The organism is Microlunatus sp. Gsoil 973, assembly GCF_009707365.1.
Taxonomy (GTDB): Bacteria; Actinomycetota; Actinomycetes; order Propionibacteriales; family Propionibacteriaceae; genus Microlunatus.
The window spans coordinates 4,836,281-4,852,813 of the sequence record NZ_CP046122.1 but is presented as its reverse complement, the minus strand read 5'-3'; the positions used below and the strand labels follow the sequence as shown (position 1 = coordinate 4,852,813).

Genomic DNA, 16,533 nt, shown 5'->3' with positions numbered 1-16,533 from the left:
CGCAGATCTTAGCGTCCGACGCCGGAACAGGTAGGGTCGCGAGTATGCCCGAAACCGCGATCAACGCTGCCGGACCGGCGTTCGGCGATGTGGTCGCCGACGAGGGTCGGCTGCGGCATTTCCTCGACGGTCTGCCCGGGGTCGACCCGGTTGCACTGGAACAGCGCGCGGCGTCGCTGGCGACCCGCTCGATCAAGAAACAGTCCAAGCTGACCGCCATCGACCTGGCCACCTCGATGGTCGATCTGACCACCCTTGAGGGCGCGGACACCCCGGGCAAGGTACGCAACCTGATCCGCAAGGGACTGCTGCCGGACCCGGAGCGGCCGGACACTCCCCCGGTCGCAGCTGTCTGCATCTATCCCGATCTCGTTCCGGTCGCGGCCGCGGCACTTGCCGAGGCGGGGACCACCCGCAGGATCAAGATCGCCTCGGTGGCGACGGCGTTCCCGTCGGGACGGGCTGCGCTCGAGGTCAAGATCGCCGACGTCCGGTCAGCCGTGCAGGCAGGTGCCGACGAGATCGACATGGTGATCGACCGCGGGGCATTCCTGGCCGGGCAGTACGGCAAGGTGTACGACGAGATCGTTGAGATCAAGGACGCCGCCGGCCCGGCCCGGCTCAAGGTCATCCTGGAGACCGGAGAGCTGGCCACCTACGACAACGTCCGCAAAGCTTCCTGGCTCGCCCTGCTCGCCGGCGGCGACTTCATCAAGACCTCGACCGGCAAGGTCAGTCCTGCCGCAACGCTTCCGGTCACCCATGTGATGTTGCAGGCGGTCCGCGACTGGAAGCGGCTGACCGGCCAGCAGCGGGCGGTCAAGCCTGCCGGCGGGATACGCACCGCCAAGGACGCCATCCGTTACCTGGTTGCGGTCCGGGAGGTTGCCGGCCCGGAATGGCTGGACGCGTACTGGTTCCGCTTCGGCGCCTCGTCACTGCTCAACGACCTGATCATGCAACGACGTACTCAGCTCGAGGGCCACTACTGGGGAGGCGATTATGTCACCGTCGACTGAGTCATCTTCGATCGACTGGGAGTACGCACCGGCTCCGGAATCCGAGGCCATCGGCCGGGTCAAGGACCGCTATCTGCCCTTCATCGACGGCAAATTCATCGAGGGCGGCGGCGATGATCTTGTCACCGTCAACCCGGGCCGTGACGAGCCGCTGAGCACGGTCTCGACGGTCGACGAAGCTGATCTTGACAATGCGGTGCGGGCAGCCCGCCGGGCGTACGACGGTCCGTGGTCGAAACTGTCCGGCGCCGAACGCGGCAAGTATCTCTTCCGGATCGCGCGCGGAGTCGCGGAGCGGTCGCGGGAGCTGGCGGTGCTGGAGAGCCTCGACAACGGCAAGCCGATCAAGGAAACCCGGGACTTCGACATCCCGACCGTCGCCCAGCACTTCTTCTATCACGCCGGCTGGGCGGACAAGCTCGGTCATCTCGGCTTCGGGCCCGATCCGCGACCGCTCGGCGTCGCCGGACAGGTGATTCCGTGGAACTTCCCGCTGCTGATGGCCGCGTGGAAGATCGCGCCGGCGCTGGCCGCCGGCAACACGGTGGTGATCAAGCCGGCCGAGACCACGCCGCTGTCGGCCCTGGTGCTGGCCGAGATCATCGCCGATGCCGATCTCCCACCGGGCGTGGTGAACGTCGTCACCGGAGCCGGCGACATCGGTGCGGCGCTGGTCAGGCACCCCGGGCTGGACAAGGTGGCCTTCACCGGATCCACCGCGGTCGGCAAGCAGATCCAGCGGACCCTGGCCGGCACCGGCCGCAGACTCACCCTGGAACTCGGCGGTAAGGGCGCCAATATCGTCTTCGCCGACGCAGCGATCGACCAGGCCGTCGAGGGCATCGTCAATGGGATCTTCTTCAACTCCGGACAGGTGTGCTGCGCAGGTTCCCGGCTGCTGGTGCAGGAGCCGATCGCCGAGGAGTTGATCACCCGGCTGATCGAACGCACCGAGACGCTGCGGGTCGGAGATCCGCTGGACAAGAACACCGACGTCGGCGCGATCAATTCCCGTGATCAGTGGAACAAGATCACCGAGTTGACCGACGCGGGCATCGACGAGGGAGCCCAGGTGTGGCGATCCTCCTGTCCGCTGCCGGACAAGGGGTTCTTCGTCTCCCCGACGATCTTCACCGGCGCCACCCAGACCATGCGGATCGCCCGAGAGGAGATCTTCGGACCGGTGCTGTCGGTGATCACCTTCCGCACCCCGGACGAGGCCCTGGCCAAGGCGAACAACACCCCGTACGGCCTGTCCGCCGGAGTCTGGACCGAGAAGGGTTCCCGCGCGATGGCGATGGCGGCCCGGTTGCAGGCAGGCGTCATCTGGGACAACACCTGGAACAAGTTCGACCCGGCCGCGCCCTTCGGCGGCTACCAGGAGTCGGGATTCGGCCGGGAAGGCGGGCCGGCCGGGCTCGCCGGCTACCTGGACACCGACGACGAGGCGGTGATCAAGTGAGTATCGCGGTGGCCAAGACCTACAAGCTGTACGTCGGTGGCACGTTCCCGCGATCGGAGTCCGGCCGCACCTATCAGGTGACCGATGCCGGAGGGAGTTTCATGGCCAATGCTGTCCTGGCGAGCCGCAAGGACGCCCGGGATGCGGTCGTCGCAGCCCGCAAGGGTTTCGGCAGCTGGTCGAAGGCGACCCCGTACAACCGCGGTCAGGTGATCTATCGGATCGCAGAGATGCTGCAGTCCCGGCAGCCGGAGTTCGTCGAGTTGTTGATCACCAGCCGAGGCGTGGATCGTGCCGAGGCGGCCGCGGAAGTGGATGCCGCGATCGACCGCCTGGTGCATTTCGCCGGCTGGACCGACAAGCTGACGGCCGTGTTCGGTTCGGCCAACCCGGTGTCGGCGCCGTACTTCAACTATTCGGCGCCCGAGCCGACCGGGGTGGTGGCGGTCATCGCCCCGGCCGACGCGCCCCTGCTCGGCCTGGTGTCGGTGATCGCTCCGGTGATCACCGGGGGCAATGCCTGCGTGGTGATCGCTGCGGAGGCCGACCCCTGTGTGGCGATCACCTTCGGTGAGGTGTTGGCAACCTCGGATGTGCCCGCCGGCGTGGTCAACATCCTGACCGGGATAGCAGCCGAGATCGCACCGCACCTGGCAGCGCACGCCGATGTCAACGCACTCGATCTCACCGGGACCGACGCCGAGCTCGCCAGGGACCTCGAAGTGGCGGCCGCCGGCACGGTCAAGCGGGTCTATCGGCCGAGGGGCCGGCCGGACTTCCGCGCCGCACCGGGAACGGTCCGGTTGCGCTCGTTCCTGGAGATCAAGACCGTGTGGCATCCGACGGGCGCACCGTCGTTGGCGGGTGGGAGCTCCTACTGAGCAGCACGCGTACGGTGTTCCTGCTCGCCGGGCCATCGGGAAGTGGCAAGTCCCGGGTGGCGCGGAAGGCCGGCGTACCGACATTGAACCTGGACGACTTCTACTACGGCGCCGATCATCCGGGTCTGCCGCACACCCGCGGGATCATCGACTGGGACGACGCGCTGACCTGGAACGGTCCGGCTGCCGCGGAGGCGATCAAGGAGTTGGCCAGGACGGGGCGCGCCGAGGTGCCCCGCTACGACATCTCCACCAGTGCGGCCGTCGGGACACGGACGGTCGATCTTGGTGATGCCTCGTGTTTCATCGCCGAGGGGATCTTCGCGATCGAATCGGCGGCGTTCTGCCGGAACGCGAACGTGGAGTTCGTCGCCTGCTATCTGGACCGGCCGACCTGGCTGGTCACCCTGCTGCGCTTCGTGCGCGACGTCCGTGAGCGTCGCAAGCCGTTTCCGGTGCTGGTCCGGCGCGGCCTGGCCCTGTCCAGGACCGATTCCGAACTCAGGCGCCGGGCGATGGCCGCCGGTTTCCGGCCGGTCGGCCCCGCCGAGGCGCTGGAGATGGTCGCCGCTCCGGTCAGGAGTCGGCAACAGTGAGCAGCTCGGCCTCTTCGGCCTCCGACAATGCCTCCTCGGCGTCGATGTAGGCGATCGCCCGACGGCCGATCGTCAGCGCGAGCATCCCGGCGACGAATGCCGCCGCGCCGAACAGGAACGGTGCGCCGGCCGTGATGTGGGTGGAGATCGGACCGGCGACGGCCGGTGCGATGGCGCCGCCGAGGAAGCGGATGCCGGAGTAGGTCGACGATGCCACGTTCCGGGGCAGGTCGCTGGCCTCCATCACGGACTCGGTCATCACCGTGTTCATGATGCCGAGGAACAGGCCGCCGACGATCACGCAGATCGTGATCACGGCGAAGGAGGCGGTCTGCAGCGCCATGATCACCTCGACCACCGCGAGGGCGGCCAGGGCGATGTAGATCGTGGTCCGCCGGCCGATCCGGTTGGCCATCGGTTGGGCGACGAAGACCGAGGTGATCGCTAGGCAGACACCCCAACCGAAGAAGATCAATCCGAGCTGGATGGGGTCCATGTCCTCGCCGGTCGCCGCCTTCGCCGCGGCGTTCAGCGGGAACGGGCTGTAGGCCAGCAGGGTGAAGAAACCGAAGTTGTAGAAGAGGGCGACCAGGCCGAGGGTGAGGATGGCCCTGTGCCGTACGGCGGTGAGCGGGGCGCTCAGGCTGACTCGCTGGGGTTCCGCGCCGGTCCTGCCCAACAGCACCAGGATGGCGACCAGGCCGATGGCCATCAGCACGGCGGTGCCGAAGAACGGTCCGCGCCAGCTGATCCGGCCGAGGATTCCGCCCAGCAGTGGGCCGATCGCGATGCCGACGCCGAGCGCGGTCTCGTACAGGATGATCGCGCTGTCGACGCCGCCGCTGGCGGCGCCGACGATGGTGGCCAGTGCGGTGGAGATGAACAGGGCGTTGCCGAGTCCCCAGCCGGCCCGGAAGCCGATGATCATGCCCACCGAGTCCGATGCGCCGGCCGCGGCGGCGAACAGCACGATCAGCAGCAGGCCGATCAGCAGCGTCCGCTTGGCGCCGATCCGACCGGAGACGTAGCTGGTGAAGAACATCGCCGCACCGGTGATGATCAGATAGCTGGTGAACAGCAACATCGTCTGCGACGCCGAGGCGCCCAGCTGCAGGCTGATCGCCGGCAGGATCGGGTCGACCAGGCCGATGCCCATGAAGGAGATCACCGAGGCGAACGCGACGGCCCACACCGCCTTCGTCTGGCGGAAGATCGAGGGTCGTTCCGCGTGCGCACTGCCGGTCACCGGAGATCGCCTTTCTGGTTGTCGCCCGAGGTCACGTCCTGTTGATCACGAAACCGTTCGCCGAGCGCACCCTGGCAGAACGCGGCACCGGCACTCACCCAGTATATATAGTCGACCTAATTAAATGCAAGGTTGGGTCAGTCGAGGCGGGCCCAGTCCGGTCCGGTCTCGCCGAGGCTCTCGTCGAGCTTCGGGAACAGCGGGGTCGGCTTCTGCAGCGGAGTCCCCGGCGTGATCGGGACCGATTCCCACCGCGCCTGCTCGGCGGCGTACTGCCCCATCAGCACCGGATAATCCGGCCCGTCCTCCTCCGAGACCGTGTGGATCTCGGGTTGGGCGGCCCAGATGCCGTCCCGGCCGAGTGCCTCGTGCACCTTCTGGGCGGCATGCGGCAGGAACGGCGTGAGCAGGGTGTTGGCGTCGGAGACCACCTGCAGTGCGGTGTGCAGCACGGTGTCCCGGCGGACCGGATCGTGCCGCAGCTTCCAGGGTTCCTGGTCGGAGATGTACTTGTTGGCGGCGTTCACCACGCGCATCGATTCGGCCATCGCCTGCTTGAACCGGCTGCGCCGCAGCAGTGCGCCGACCTCGTCGAACGCGGTACGGGACAGGGCCAGCAGATCATGATCGACATCGCGTCGGTCGTTCGCCTCCGGAACAGCACCGACCTGTCGGTGGGCCATCGACACCGAGCGGTTGACCAGGTTGCCCCATTCGTTGGCCAGTTCGAAGTTGGTCCGCCGGACGAACTCGGCCCAGGTGAAGTCGGTGTCCTGGTTCTCCGGTCCCGCAACGGCGATGAAGTAGCGCAACGCGTCGGGGCCGAAGTCGCGCAGGAAGTCGCCGACGTAGATCACCTGGCCGCGGCTGGTGGAGAACTTCGATCCGCTCATGGTGAGGAACTCGCTGGAGACCACCTCGCTGGGCAGGTTCAGCGTGCCGAACGGCCCGACCTCGCCGCCATGATCACCCTGGCCGTTCTGGCCGAGCAGGATGGCCGGCCAGATCACCGAGTGGAAGACGATGTTGTCCTTGCCCATGAAGTAGTAGCCCTGCGCCTCGGGGTCGAGCCACCACTGCTTCCAGGCGTCCGGGTAACCGACCCGGTGTGCCCATTCGATGGAGGCGGACAGGTAGCCGATCACCGCGTCGAACCAGACGTAGATCCGCTTCATCGACTGGTCCCGCCAGCCGTCGAGCGGGATCGGTACGCCCCAGTCGAGATCACGGGTGATCGCCCGCGGCTTGAGGTCGGCGAGCAGGTTGTGGGAGAAGCGCAGCACGTTCGGGCGCCACTCGGTCTTGGTGGCCAACCACTTGTCCAGGGACCCCGACAGGGCCGGCAGGTCGAGGAAGAAGTGCTCGGTCTCGACGAACCGCGGAACCTCGCCGTTGATCCGGGAGCGCGGGTTGATCAGGTCGATCGGGTCGAGCTGGTTGCCGCAGTTGTCGCACTGGTCGCCGCGGGCGTTGTCGTAACCGCAGATCGGGCAGGTTCCCTCGATGTAGCGGTCGGGAAGCGTACGGCCGGTACTCGGGCTGATCGCTCCCATGGCCTTCTTCGGCACGACATAGCCGTTCTTGAACAGAGCGGTGAACAGCTCCTGGACCACTCGGTAGTGGTTGCGGGTCGTGGTCCGGGTGAACAGGTCGTAGGACAGTCCAAGGCCCTGCAGGTCACGGGTGATGACGCCGTTGTACTTGTCCGCCAGCTCACGCGCCGTCACCCCCTCGGCCTCGGCCTGTACCGAGATCGGCGTGCCGTGCTCGTCGGTACCGGAGACCATCAGCACGTTGTGGCCGGACATCCTCATGTAGCGGGAGAAGACATCGGAGGGAACGCCGAAACCCGAGACGTGACCGATGTGCCGCGGCCCGTTGGCGTACGGCCAGGCGACAGAGGTCAACACATGAGAAGCCATGGGCTCACCCTAATCGGGAGCCGAACCCCACCCCGCATCGTGGTTGGGCAGGGAATTCAGAGCAGTGGCGCGACCAGCCGGCTGACGGCTTCCTTGACATGCCCGACGAGCGGACGGCGATAGACCTGATCATGGTCGAACGGGCGGCACTTCAGCAGGTCGCGTTCGTAGATCGCCGCCATCCGCTTGCCCAGCTCGACATCGTAGATGAAGGCGTTCACCTCGAAGTTGAGCCGGAAACTCCGGTAGTCGAAGTTCGCGGTGCCGACCGAGGCCAGTTCGTCATCGACGAGCAGCGTCTTGGCGTGCAGGAACCCGCCCTGGTAGATGTGCACGTTGACCCCGACCTTGGCCAGCTCGTCGGCGTAGGACAGCGTCGCCGGATAGACCAGCGGATGGTCGGGCCGGTCGGGGATCATCAGGTGCACATCGACCCCGGACAGCGCCGCGATCTTGAGCGCGTCCATCACCGCCGCATCGGGCATGAAGTACGGGGTCTGGATCCGGATCGAATCGTTGGCCTTGTGGATCGCCTTGAGGTAGCCGTACTTGATCCACTCCCACTCCGAATCGGGTCCACTGGAAACGATCTGGACTGCGACGTCACCCGGTTGCGACTCGCGGGCCGGGAAGTAGCGCGGCTCGTGTCCGACCCGTCGGTTCCCGGGTGCGGCGACGTTCCAATCCATCAGCAACCTGGTCTGCAACGAGTCGACAGCGCTGCCCTCGATCCGCAGGTGGGTGTCCCGCCAGTAGCCGAACTTCTTGGTCGGGGTGACGTACTCGTCGCCGACGTTGAACCCGCCGACGTAACCGATCCGGCCGTCGATCACCGCGATCTTGCGGTGTGTACGGAAGTTGACACGGAAGTTGATCGGCCCGAAGTTGTTCGGGAAGAACGGGTACGCCTCCCCACCGGCCGCCCGCAGCCGCTTCAGGTAGCGGCGGGCGATCTTGCGGCCGCCGTATGCGTCGTAGCACAGTCGTACCGCCACTCCGGCTTCGGCACGTTCGATCAGGGCCTCGAGCACCCGCTGACCCAGGTGATCGGAACGGAAGATGTAGTAGAGGATGTGGACGTGGTCCCTGGCCGAGCGGATGTCGTCGATCAGCGAGTCGAACTTCTCGGTACCGTCGTCGAACACGGTGACCGCGTTGTTGTGGCTGAGTGAGCCGGTGTCGTCGTTCATCAACAGCACGGCGAGTTCGACGTTGGCCCGGCTGACCGCGTTCACGAACTGGTATTCGTTGCGGTTGACTTCGTCGAGCTGCCGCTTGCCGGCCTTGTGGTGACCGGCTTCCGAACCGTCGAGCAACCGGAAGATCTTGGAGTTGGTGATCCGCCGGCCGATGAACAGGTAGAGGACGAAGCCGAGCACCGGGACAAGGGGTGAGCACCAGGATCCAGGCCCACAGGGATGCGGTGTCGCGACGTTCCAGGAACAGCGTGATGATGGCGCCGACGATGTTGATCACCAGCAGCCCGGCAACGATCAGGGCGACGGCGTTCAGCACCTCGTCACCGGTCATCGGGTCTCCTCGGCCTCGCTGATCAACTTCTGGTACCCGGGCTTGATCACCTTCTCGATCAGCCGTAGCCGTTCCGGATGCGCATGGAAGGCGCTCTTCATCGCATTGAGCGTCAGCCACCTGAGATCGGTCAGCTGGTAGTCGAAGGCGTCTGCCAGCAGCACGAACTCCTGGGTCAGCGAGGTGTTGCTCATCAGCCGGTTGTCGGTGTTGACGGTCACCCGGAAGCCGAGTTCGGCCAGCGTCCTGATCGGATGATCAGCGATCGATGCGGCAGCCCCGGTCTGCACGTTGGACGACGGGCACATCTCCAACGGAATCCGAACGTTTCGGATGTAGCTCGCCAGTTCGCCGAGCACGGCTCCGCTGTCGGTGATTGTGATGTCGTCGATCACCCGGACGCCGTGGCCGAGCCGGTTGGCGCCGCACAACTGGACCGCCTCCCAGATCGACGGCAGCCCGAACCCTTCACCGGCGTGGATGGTGATGTAGCCGTTGTTGCGCTTGATGTGGTCGAAGGCGGCCAGATGGCGGGTCGGTGGATAGCCCGCCTCCGCGCCGGCGATGTCGAACCCGGCCACGCCGTCGTCGCGGTAATGGACCACCAGTTCGGCGATCTCCCGGGCACTCGACGCGTGCCGCATCGCGGTGAGGATCTGCCGCGCGACGATCGGCGTGCCGAGTGCCTCCGCGTCGGCCATGCCCTTGGCGAGCCCGTCGCGGACTGCCTCCACCGCATCGCCGAGACTGAGCCCGGCCTCGAGGTGTTGCTCTGGTGCCCAGCGCGATTCGACGTAGACGACACCGTCGGCGGCCAGGTCGAGAACCATCTCCTTGGCGACCCGGTACAGCGCGTCCGACGTCTGCATCACCGCGACGGTGTGCCGGAACGTCTCCAGATAGCGCTCCAACGAACCGGAGTCGCACGACTCGGCGAACCAGACGGCCAACGCTCCCGCCTCGGTCGCCGGCAACTCGTGGCCGATGGCCGCAGCCAACTCGATGATCGTCTGCGGGCGGAGCCCGCCGTCCAGATGATCATGGAGCAACACCTTGGGTGCCCGCTGCACCAACTCCCGAGCGATCCCCACAGCGCAAGGATAGTCAGAGTGACCAGAACGTCGTTCCGAATTCCGCCTGGCCACGGATTCGAACGATTTTCCACAGCCCGGATGACGTTCTTATCACTGTCCACAGAATGCTCCCTAGGTGAACCAGCGGTCGCCGACGGCCACATATATAAGGATATGAAGGCCGATATCCAGGCGCTGCTGGCCGACGGCAAGGGCGTCATCCACCGCGCGGAGCATCCACCTGCGATGCAGCAGCGGCTCGACCGTCTGCGCGCGTCAGGGGAACTTGTCCGCCTACTTCCCGGCTACCTGACCACCCCGGCGGGCGCGACGGCGTGGACGGTCCGGGTACGTGCCGGTGCGCTGTGGGCTGGCTCCGACGCCGTGCTGACCCGCCACGGCGCAGCGCGGCTGACGTTCTGGCCACAATGCGACGTCGACACGGTGACGTTCACGGTCAGAAATCCGCCGCGCAAGCAGCCGGACTGGCCGGTGGTCAACTCAACGGTTCCACCGGAGATGATCTGGGTGCGGACCGGGCTGCGGGTCAGCTCTCCCGCGTACACCGCGGTCGAACTCGCCGCAGACGAGGACGGACCTGAGATCATCGATCGCGCGCTCCGTAGTCGCCAGGCCGGTCTGGACGGCATGTGGTCGGCATTCAGGTCGCTGCGCCGCCGGCGCGGCAACGCGCGCCGGCTCGAAGTGCTTCGGGACTCCCGGGACATGCCATGGTCGGAACTGGAACGGGCCGGGCATCGGTTGCTCAGGAAGCGGCGAATGACCGGCTGGCGCACCAACGTATGGATCCAGACCCGCCATGGCGGCTATTTCGTCGATCTCCTGTTCGGCCGGGCACGACTCGTTGTCGAGTTCGACGGATGGGAGTATCACGGCGATCGCGTGGCATTCGAGAACGATCGGCGACGCCGCAACGAGTTGGTCGCGGCAGGCTACACGGTTCTCAACTTCACCTGGCGACAAGTCACCGAAGAGCCTGACTGGGTGATCTGGTGCATCCTTGCGGCGCTGCATCGATAACAACGTCCTCGCCAAACCGAGAAACCGCCCCTGACGAGCCGCATCCGCCGTTCGCAAGGACGTTCTTATCAGCGGTCGAGGTCTCCGGCGTCGAAGGCGTCGGGAAGGATCTCACTCATCGGTCTCGGTCCGGAGGGGGTGTCGAGCAGGCATTCCGCGCCGCCGACCTCCCAGAGCAGTTGCCGGCAGCGGCCGCAGGGCATCAGGGGGCGGCCCTGCACGTCGACACAGGCGACGGCGACCAGCCGGCCGCCACCGGTGCTGTGCACGGCAGACACCACACCGCACTCGGCGCACAGAGTGACGCCGTAGGCGGCGTTCTCGACGTTGCAACCGACGACGACCCGCCCGTCGTCGACCAGCCCCGCCGCGCCGACCCGGTAGCCGGAGTACGGCGCGTACGCCCGCTGGTTGACCTCACGGGCCGCGGCACGGAGCGCGTCCCAGTCGATGGCTTCCATCATGCCTTCTGGTAGGGCTCGCCGTCGGCGGCCGGCGGGCGCACCCGGCCGATCAGCCCGGCCACCGCGATCACAGTCGCCACGTACGGCAACATCAGCAGGAAGTCACTGGGAACCGGTGTGTTCAGGGTCTGCAGCTGGGAGGCCAGCTGCGTGACGAACCCGAAGAACAGCGCCATCAGCGCCGCCCAGCCGGGGTGCCAGCGGCCCATGATCACCGCCGCCAGTGCGATGAAGCCGTTGCCGACGGTGAACTCCTTGGAGAAGGCTCCGGTCGAGGCCAGCGTGAAGAAGGCACCGCCCATCCCGGCGAACACCCCACCCGCGAGCACCGCCTGCCAACGCATCCCCACCACGCTGATGCCGACCGTGTCGGCGGCCCGCGGATGTTCGCCGACCGAACGCACCCGCAGGCCCCACTTGGTCTTGAACAACAGGATCCAGACCACGACGACCGAGATCCCGGCCAGATAGGCCAGGGCGTTCTGGTCGAAGATCACCGGCCCGAAGAAGGGGATCTTGGAGAGCACCGGGATGGCGATGTTCTCCATCACCGGCGCACTGTTCAACGTGGCGGCATGCGGCTGGATCAGCTGGTCGTAGAGGAATCCGGTGATGCCGGTGGCCAGCAGATTGAGTACGACGCCGAGCACCACCTGGTTGACCAGGTACTTGATCGCGAACACCGCCAGCAGCGCGGCCATGCCGACACCGGCGACCGCGGCGGCGACGATCGACCAGAGGATCGAGTGGGTCAGTGTGCCGACCACGGCCGCCGCCAGCGCAGCGACCAGGAACTGCCCCTCGATCGCGACGTTGATCACGCCAGAGCGTTCGCAGAGCACCCCGGCCAGGGCGCCGAGCACCAGCGGTGTGGCCACAGCGAAAGTTCCGGCGAGCTGGTTGCTGAGCTGGAAGGGCAGATCACGTCCGGCGGCCGCCCAGGTGAGGAAGCCGAGCAGGAAGCCGATGCCACCCACCGTTCCGGCCAGCGCGGGCAACCGGCCGCCCAGGCGACCGGACAGGAAGCCCGCGCCGGCGGCCACGCAGGCCACGGCGCAGATGATCACCGTCACGACGCCCGGCAGCGCGAAGGTCGGGAGCTGGACCGGGTCGAACGCGCTGGACAGCGCGAACTTCGCGCTGCCGTGGGTCGCGGCGAGCAGCGCGAAGAGCAGCAGCCCGACCAGAACGATCAGTCCCCCCGTGGTCAACCGCTGGCGTCGCGCGGCCGGCGCCTCGACGATGGCCTCGGTTCCGGGTACGGCGGTGGGCAACTGGTCGGTCGTCATGTCAGCGCTCCGGTCGATTCCGGGGTTCCGGTACGCTGCCGGCCTCTCAGGAAGGGCAGCAGTTTGCCGATCAGCGCTGGCGCGGCGACGAACAGCACGATCAGCGCCTGCAGCACCGTGGTCAGGGTCAACGGGGTCTGGGCGATGCTCTGCATCCCGAGTCCGCCGGCGTGGAGCGCGCCGAAGAGCAGGCCGGCGAGCACCACACCCAGCGGCCGGGAGCGGCCGAGTAGGGCGACGGTGACGGCATCGAAGCCGACGGTCCCGACGATGCCGTTGGTCAGCGGCACCGGCACGCCGCTGTCGCTGGGTGCCAGGGCGACGTTGACACCGGCCAGACCGGCCAGCGCACCGGCCAGCACCATGGCGATCACGATCGCCCGCCCGACGCTCATCCCCGCCGTCGCCGCTGCGTTCGGGTTCGATCCGACGGCCTTCAGGACGAAGCCGACCGTCGACCGTTCGAGTATCCACCAGACGCCGACCGCGGCGGCCAGCGCGAGGAAGAACCCGACGTGCAGTTGGGTGCCTTCGAGCCGGGCGAAGGTCGCGGTCCAGTCGACGACCGGGGAGATCGGGTCGGTCCGGCCCGGCCGGCGGAACACCGAGGTGGTCAACAGCCAACTGAGCATGCCGGTGGCGACGTAGTTGAGCATGATCGTCACGATCACCTCGTGTGCCCCGGTCCTGGCCTTGAGCCAGCCGACGATGCCGCCCCAGATCGCACCGCCGATGACGCCGGCGATCAGCGCGACGACGACATGGATGACCAGCGGAAGATGCACCGCGAAGCCGATGTAGGCAGCGAAGATGGCACCCCAGACGGCCTGGCCCTGGCCGCCGATGTTGATCAGCCCGGCTCGGAACGCCAGCGCGACGCCGAGTCCGGCGAAGATCAGCGGTGCCGCCTGTGCCGTCGTCTCGGTGATCGGGCCCAAGCCGCCGACAGCGCCCTTGACCAGGGCGAGGTAGGTGCCGCCGACCTTGGACAACGTCGCGGCCACCGCGTCACCGGGCCGATAGGCGAAGTAGGCGTACTTGCCGATCACGTCGGCATCGGAGACGACCATCAGGATCGCGCCGACGATCAGCGCCAGCAGGATCGCGACGAGGGTCGTGATGATCTCCCGCACTGCAGCCCTCATGTCACCACTCCGTCGATCTCGGTGGTCACGCTGTCGACCGAGTCCATCGCCTCCTCGGTCGGGACGCCCGCCATCATCAGACCGAGCACCTCCGGCGACGTGTTCGGCGGCACGATGCCGACGATCCGCCCCCGGTACATCACCGCAACCCGGTCGGCCAGCGCGGCGACCTCGTCCAGCTCGGTGGAGATGATCAACACCGCGGCGCCGCGTTCCCGTTCGGCGACCAGCCGTTTGTGCAGGAACTCGATCGCGCCGACGTCGACGCCGCGGGTCGGTTGGCTCGCGACCAGGACGGCGAGCGGCCGGGACATCTCCCGGGCGAGGACGACCTTCTGCTGGTTGCCACCGGAGAGTGCGGAAACGGTGGTGTCGATCGAGTGCGTCCGGATGTCGAACTCGTCGACGCGATCCCGGGCGTTGTTCCGGATCACCTCCGGACGCAGGGCGAGACCTCGCGCGAACGGGGGTTCGTCATAGGTGTTCAGTACGAGATTCTCGGCGACGGTGTAACTGCCGACGAACCCGTCGTGCTGCCGGTCCTCTGGTACGTAGCCCAGGCCGGCGCGGATCCGCTGCCGGGTGGCGAGTCGCTCGACCGGCCGGCCGTCGATGGTGATCGAACCTGCGGTCACCGGCAGCGTGCCGACCAGTGCCTCGGCCAGTTCGGTCTGGCCGTTCCCCTGGACACCGGCGATACAGACGATCTCACCGCCGCGCACGTCCAGGTCGACACCGTCGACCGCCACTGCACCGCTGGGTGCGGCGACCTTCAGCTGCGACAGCTCCAGGCGTACGTCCCCGGGCTCCTGATGTTCCTTGGAGACCACAAGATTCACTCCGTGGCCGACCATCTTCTCCGCCAACGATGCAGCCGAGTCGTCCGGGCCGGCCTCGCCGACGACCTGGCCGCGTCGCAGGACGACGATCCGGTCAGCGATCTGCTGCACCTCACGGAGCTTGTGGGTGATGAAGATGATGCCCTTGCCCTGATCCCGCAGCGACCGCATCACCCTCATCAGGTCGTCGATCTCCTGCGGGGTCAGGACCGCAGTGGGCTCGTCGAAGATCAGATACCGGGCGTCGTTGGCGAGTGCCTTCAAGATCTCGACGCGCTGCTGGACGCCGACCGGCAGGTCCTCGATCAGCGCGTCCGGCTCGACCCGGAGGCCGTACTGCTGCGACAACCGGGTGACCCGGCGCCTGGCCCGGCCGATGCTCAGCAGGCCGGCCCGGCCGGGTTCCCTGCCCAGAATCATGTTCTCCGCGACAGTGAACACGTCGACCAGCATGAAGTGTTGGTGCACCATGCCGATCCCGGCGGCGATGGCGTGCCTCGGGTTGTGGAACACCCGAGGCACGCCGTCGACGACAATCTCGCCCTCGTCGGGCTGCAACAGCCCGTAGAGGATGTTCATCAGCGTCGACTTGCCCGCGCCGTTCTCGCCGAGCAGGCAGCAGATCTCGCCCGGCCGGACCTCGAGATCGACGCCGGCGTTGGCGACCAGACCGCCGAACCGCTTGGTGATACCGCGCAGCCGGAGTCCCGTTTCGTCCTCGGCAGGGCTGTTGGTCATGGCGGTCAAGATCAGCTGCTCGGCTGCGCCTTGGAGGTGATCTTGATCTTGCCAGAGATGATGTCGGCCTTCAGCTGGTCGAGCTTGGACTTGACGTCGGCGGGCACCTTGGAGTCCCACTGGTGGAACGGAGTCAGGCCGGTGCCGCCGTTCTCCAGCGTGCCGATGTAGGGGGTCGGGTCGAAGGAACCGTTCTTGGAGTTGGTGATCACGTCCTTGACGGCGACATCCATGCCCTTGTACACGCTGCTGATGATCTGCGGGCAGTAGTTGGCCGCGCTGACGCAACCGTCGGTGTCGACCCAGATCGCGTTGACCTTGCCGCCACTGGCCTTGGCCGCCTGGAGGGCACCCTCACCCGCCGGACCGGCCACCGGGAAGAGGATGTCGGCTCCCTGGCTGATCAGGTTGTTGGCCTTGGTCAGGCCGCCCTTGGGATTCTCGAAGTCGTTGGTGAAGTCGCCGTCCTGCTTGGTGGCGTTCCAACCGAGCACCTTGACGTTCTTGTGGTTCTGCTGGTTGTAGTACTGCACGCCCTGGGAGTAACCGTCCATGTAGACCGTCACGGTGGGGATCTTCTGTCCGCCGAAGGTGCCGACCTTGCCGGTCTTGGTCATCGCCGCGGCCAGGTAGCCGCCGAGGAAGGCCGACTGGGCGGTGTTGAACTCAAGACCCTTGAGGTTCTTGACCGAGGCGTACTTCGGGTCGTAGTTGTCGACGATCGCGAAATCGATGTCCGGGTTCGCCTTCGCCGCCGCCAGGGTGTCGTCGGAGAGCAGGAAGCCGACGGTGACGATGATGTTGCACTTCGCCGCGACCATCGACTGGATGTTCTTGGCGTAGTCGGAGTTGGAGTTCGACTCGATCTGGTTGGTCTGGATCCCCAGTTCCTTCTTGGCATCGGTCATGCCCTTGTAGGAGGTCTGGTTGAACGACTTGTCGTCGAAGCCGCCGGAGTCGGAGACCATGCACGCCTTGAAATCGGAGCTGCCCGCGGTCGGCGCCGACGATGAGGCTGCGCCGGACGGCGCGGCCGAGGTTGTTGCCCCGGTCTGGGGTGCCGCACCCCCGGATTCGCTCGGTGGCTTGGCGCAACCGGCCAGTGCCAGAACGATCGACGCGGACGCTGCCGCGGCGACCACCAATGATCGGCTTCCCGATAACTTTGTCACTCCGCCTCCTCCTCGGACCCAGGATCTGCCGGGTCGAGCTGAACCTCGGGCGAGAATCTGGTGAATAAGGGGTGCCCGAGCCATCCGGCACTGTAGTGGCTGGGTGTCGATTTCGC

At 66.7% G+C, this 16,533-nt stretch carries 14 protein-coding genes; 5 read left to right on the top strand and 9 right to left on the bottom strand.

What is annotated here, in order from left to right; genetic code table 11:
• The first annotated feature begins 44 nt into the window (after positions 1-44).
• From deoC to GJV80_RS22750, 4 genes are read left to right on the top strand one after another with little or no spacing between them, the layout of a single operon-like run.
• Complete coding sequence (gene deoC / locus GJV80_RS22765; protein WP_154689855.1) at positions 45-1,019, top strand: deoxyribose-phosphate aldolase; 975 nt, start codon at positions 45-47, stop codon at positions 1,017-1,019.
• Complete coding sequence (locus GJV80_RS22760; protein WP_154689854.1) at positions 1,003-2,481, top strand: aldehyde dehydrogenase family protein; 1,479 nt, start codon at positions 1,003-1,005, stop codon at positions 2,479-2,481. The genes deoC and GJV80_RS22760 overlap by 17 nt, the downstream gene beginning before the upstream one ends.
• Positions 2,478-3,362: an aldehyde dehydrogenase family protein gene (locus GJV80_RS22755; protein ID WP_230207957.1), complete on the top strand. Its 885-nt coding sequence runs from the start codon at positions 2,478-2,480 to the stop codon at positions 3,360-3,362. Before GJV80_RS22760 ends, GJV80_RS22755 begins: the two co-directional genes overlap by 4 nt.
• Positions 3,314-3,958 (top strand): uridine kinase, encoded by a 645-nt coding sequence (locus GJV80_RS22750; RefSeq protein WP_230207956.1) that lies wholly within the window; start codon positions 3,314-3,316, stop codon positions 3,956-3,958. Before GJV80_RS22755 ends, GJV80_RS22750 begins: the two co-directional genes overlap by 49 nt.
• Here the strand turns inward: GJV80_RS22750 and GJV80_RS22745 are convergent.
• From GJV80_RS22745 to GJV80_RS22730, 4 genes are all read right to left on the bottom strand, one after another.
• Complete coding sequence (locus GJV80_RS22745) at positions 3,939-5,204, bottom strand: MFS transporter (protein ID WP_230207955.1); 1,266 nt, start codon at positions 5,202-5,204, stop codon at positions 3,939-3,941. The two genes, GJV80_RS22750 and GJV80_RS22745, sit on opposite strands and share 20 nt — an antisense overlap.
• A 137-nt stretch (positions 5,205-5,341) precedes the next feature.
• Positions 5,342-7,126, bottom strand: coding sequence for a methionine--tRNA ligase (gene metG / locus GJV80_RS22740; protein ID WP_154689853.1), 1,785 nt, complete (start codon positions 7,124-7,126; stop codon positions 5,342-5,344).
• A 56-nt stretch (positions 7,127-7,182) separates the two neighbouring features.
• Positions 7,183-8,505 carry a cardiolipin synthase gene (gene cls / locus GJV80_RS22735; RefSeq protein ID WP_230207954.1) on the bottom strand — a complete coding sequence of 441 codons (1,323 nt, stop codon included), beginning with the start codon at positions 8,503-8,505 and terminating at the stop codon, positions 7,183-7,185.
• A 147-nt stretch (positions 8,506-8,652) separates the two neighbouring features.
• Positions 8,653-9,747, bottom strand: a complete 1,095-nt coding sequence (locus tag GJV80_RS22730) for an adenosine deaminase (protein WP_154689852.1) — start codon at positions 9,745-9,747, stop codon at positions 8,653-8,655.
• 18 nt (positions 9,748-9,765) lie between these two features.
• Here GJV80_RS22730 and GJV80_RS22725 point away from each other — a divergent pair, with 18 nt between their 5' ends.
• Positions 9,766-10,770, top strand: a complete 1,005-nt coding sequence (locus GJV80_RS22725) for an endonuclease domain-containing protein (RefSeq protein ID WP_195909079.1) — start codon at positions 9,766-9,768, stop codon at positions 10,768-10,770.
• Between the two features lie 68 nt (positions 10,771-10,838).
• Here the strand turns inward: GJV80_RS22725 and GJV80_RS22720 are convergent, their stop codons facing one another.
• From GJV80_RS22720 to GJV80_RS22700, 5 genes are read right to left on the bottom strand one after another with little or no spacing between them, the layout of a single operon-like run.
• Complete coding sequence (locus GJV80_RS22720) at positions 10,839-11,231, bottom strand: cytidine deaminase (protein ID WP_154689850.1); 393 nt, start codon at positions 11,229-11,231, stop codon at positions 10,839-10,841.
• The gene (locus tag GJV80_RS22715) at positions 11,231-12,523 is read right to left on the bottom strand and encodes an ABC transporter permease (RefSeq protein ID WP_154689849.1); all 1,293 of its coding nucleotides are present in this window, start codon (positions 12,521-12,523) and stop codon (positions 11,231-11,233) included. The genes GJV80_RS22720 and GJV80_RS22715 overlap by 1 nt, the downstream gene beginning before the upstream one ends.
• Positions 12,520-13,668: an ABC transporter permease gene (locus tag GJV80_RS22710; RefSeq protein ID WP_154689848.1), complete on the bottom strand. Its 1,149-nt coding sequence runs from the start codon at positions 13,666-13,668 to the stop codon at positions 12,520-12,522. Before GJV80_RS22710 ends, GJV80_RS22715 begins: the two co-directional genes overlap by 4 nt.
• Positions 13,665-15,257 (bottom strand): ABC transporter ATP-binding protein, encoded by a 1,593-nt coding sequence (locus tag GJV80_RS22705; RefSeq protein ID WP_370518869.1) that lies wholly within the window; start codon positions 15,255-15,257, stop codon positions 13,665-13,667. The genes GJV80_RS22710 and GJV80_RS22705 overlap by 4 nt, the downstream gene beginning before the upstream one ends.
• Complete coding sequence (locus GJV80_RS22700; RefSeq protein ID WP_370518801.1) at positions 15,257-16,417, bottom strand: BMP family protein; 1,161 nt, start codon at positions 16,415-16,417, stop codon at positions 15,257-15,259. The genes GJV80_RS22705 and GJV80_RS22700 overlap by 1 nt, the downstream gene beginning before the upstream one ends.
• Positions 16,418-16,533: the final 116 nt, after the last annotated feature.

Bases quoted from the DNA above. Each gene is read 5' to 3' on its own strand.
- deoC (WP_154689855.1), top strand. From the start codon at position 45: ATGCCCGAAACCGCGATCAACGCTGCCGGACCGGCGTTCGGCGATGTG.
- GJV80_RS22760 (WP_154689854.1), top strand. From the start codon at position 1,003: ATGTCACCGTCGACTGAGTCATCTTCGATCGACTGGGAGTACGCACCG.
- metG (WP_154689853.1), bottom strand. From the start codon at position 7,126: ATGGCTTCTCATGTGTTGACCTCTGTCGCCTGGCCGTACGCCAACGGG.
- GJV80_RS22720 (WP_154689850.1), bottom strand. From the start codon at position 11,231: ATGGAAGCCATCGACTGGGACGCGCTCCGTGCCGCGGCCCGTGAGGTC.
- GJV80_RS22715 (WP_154689849.1), bottom strand. From the start codon at position 12,523: ATGACGACCGACCAGTTGCCCACCGCCGTACCCGGAACCGAGGCCATC.
- GJV80_RS22710 (WP_154689848.1), bottom strand. From the start codon at position 13,668: ATGAGGGCTGCAGTGCGGGAGATCATCACGACCCTCGTCGCGATCCTG.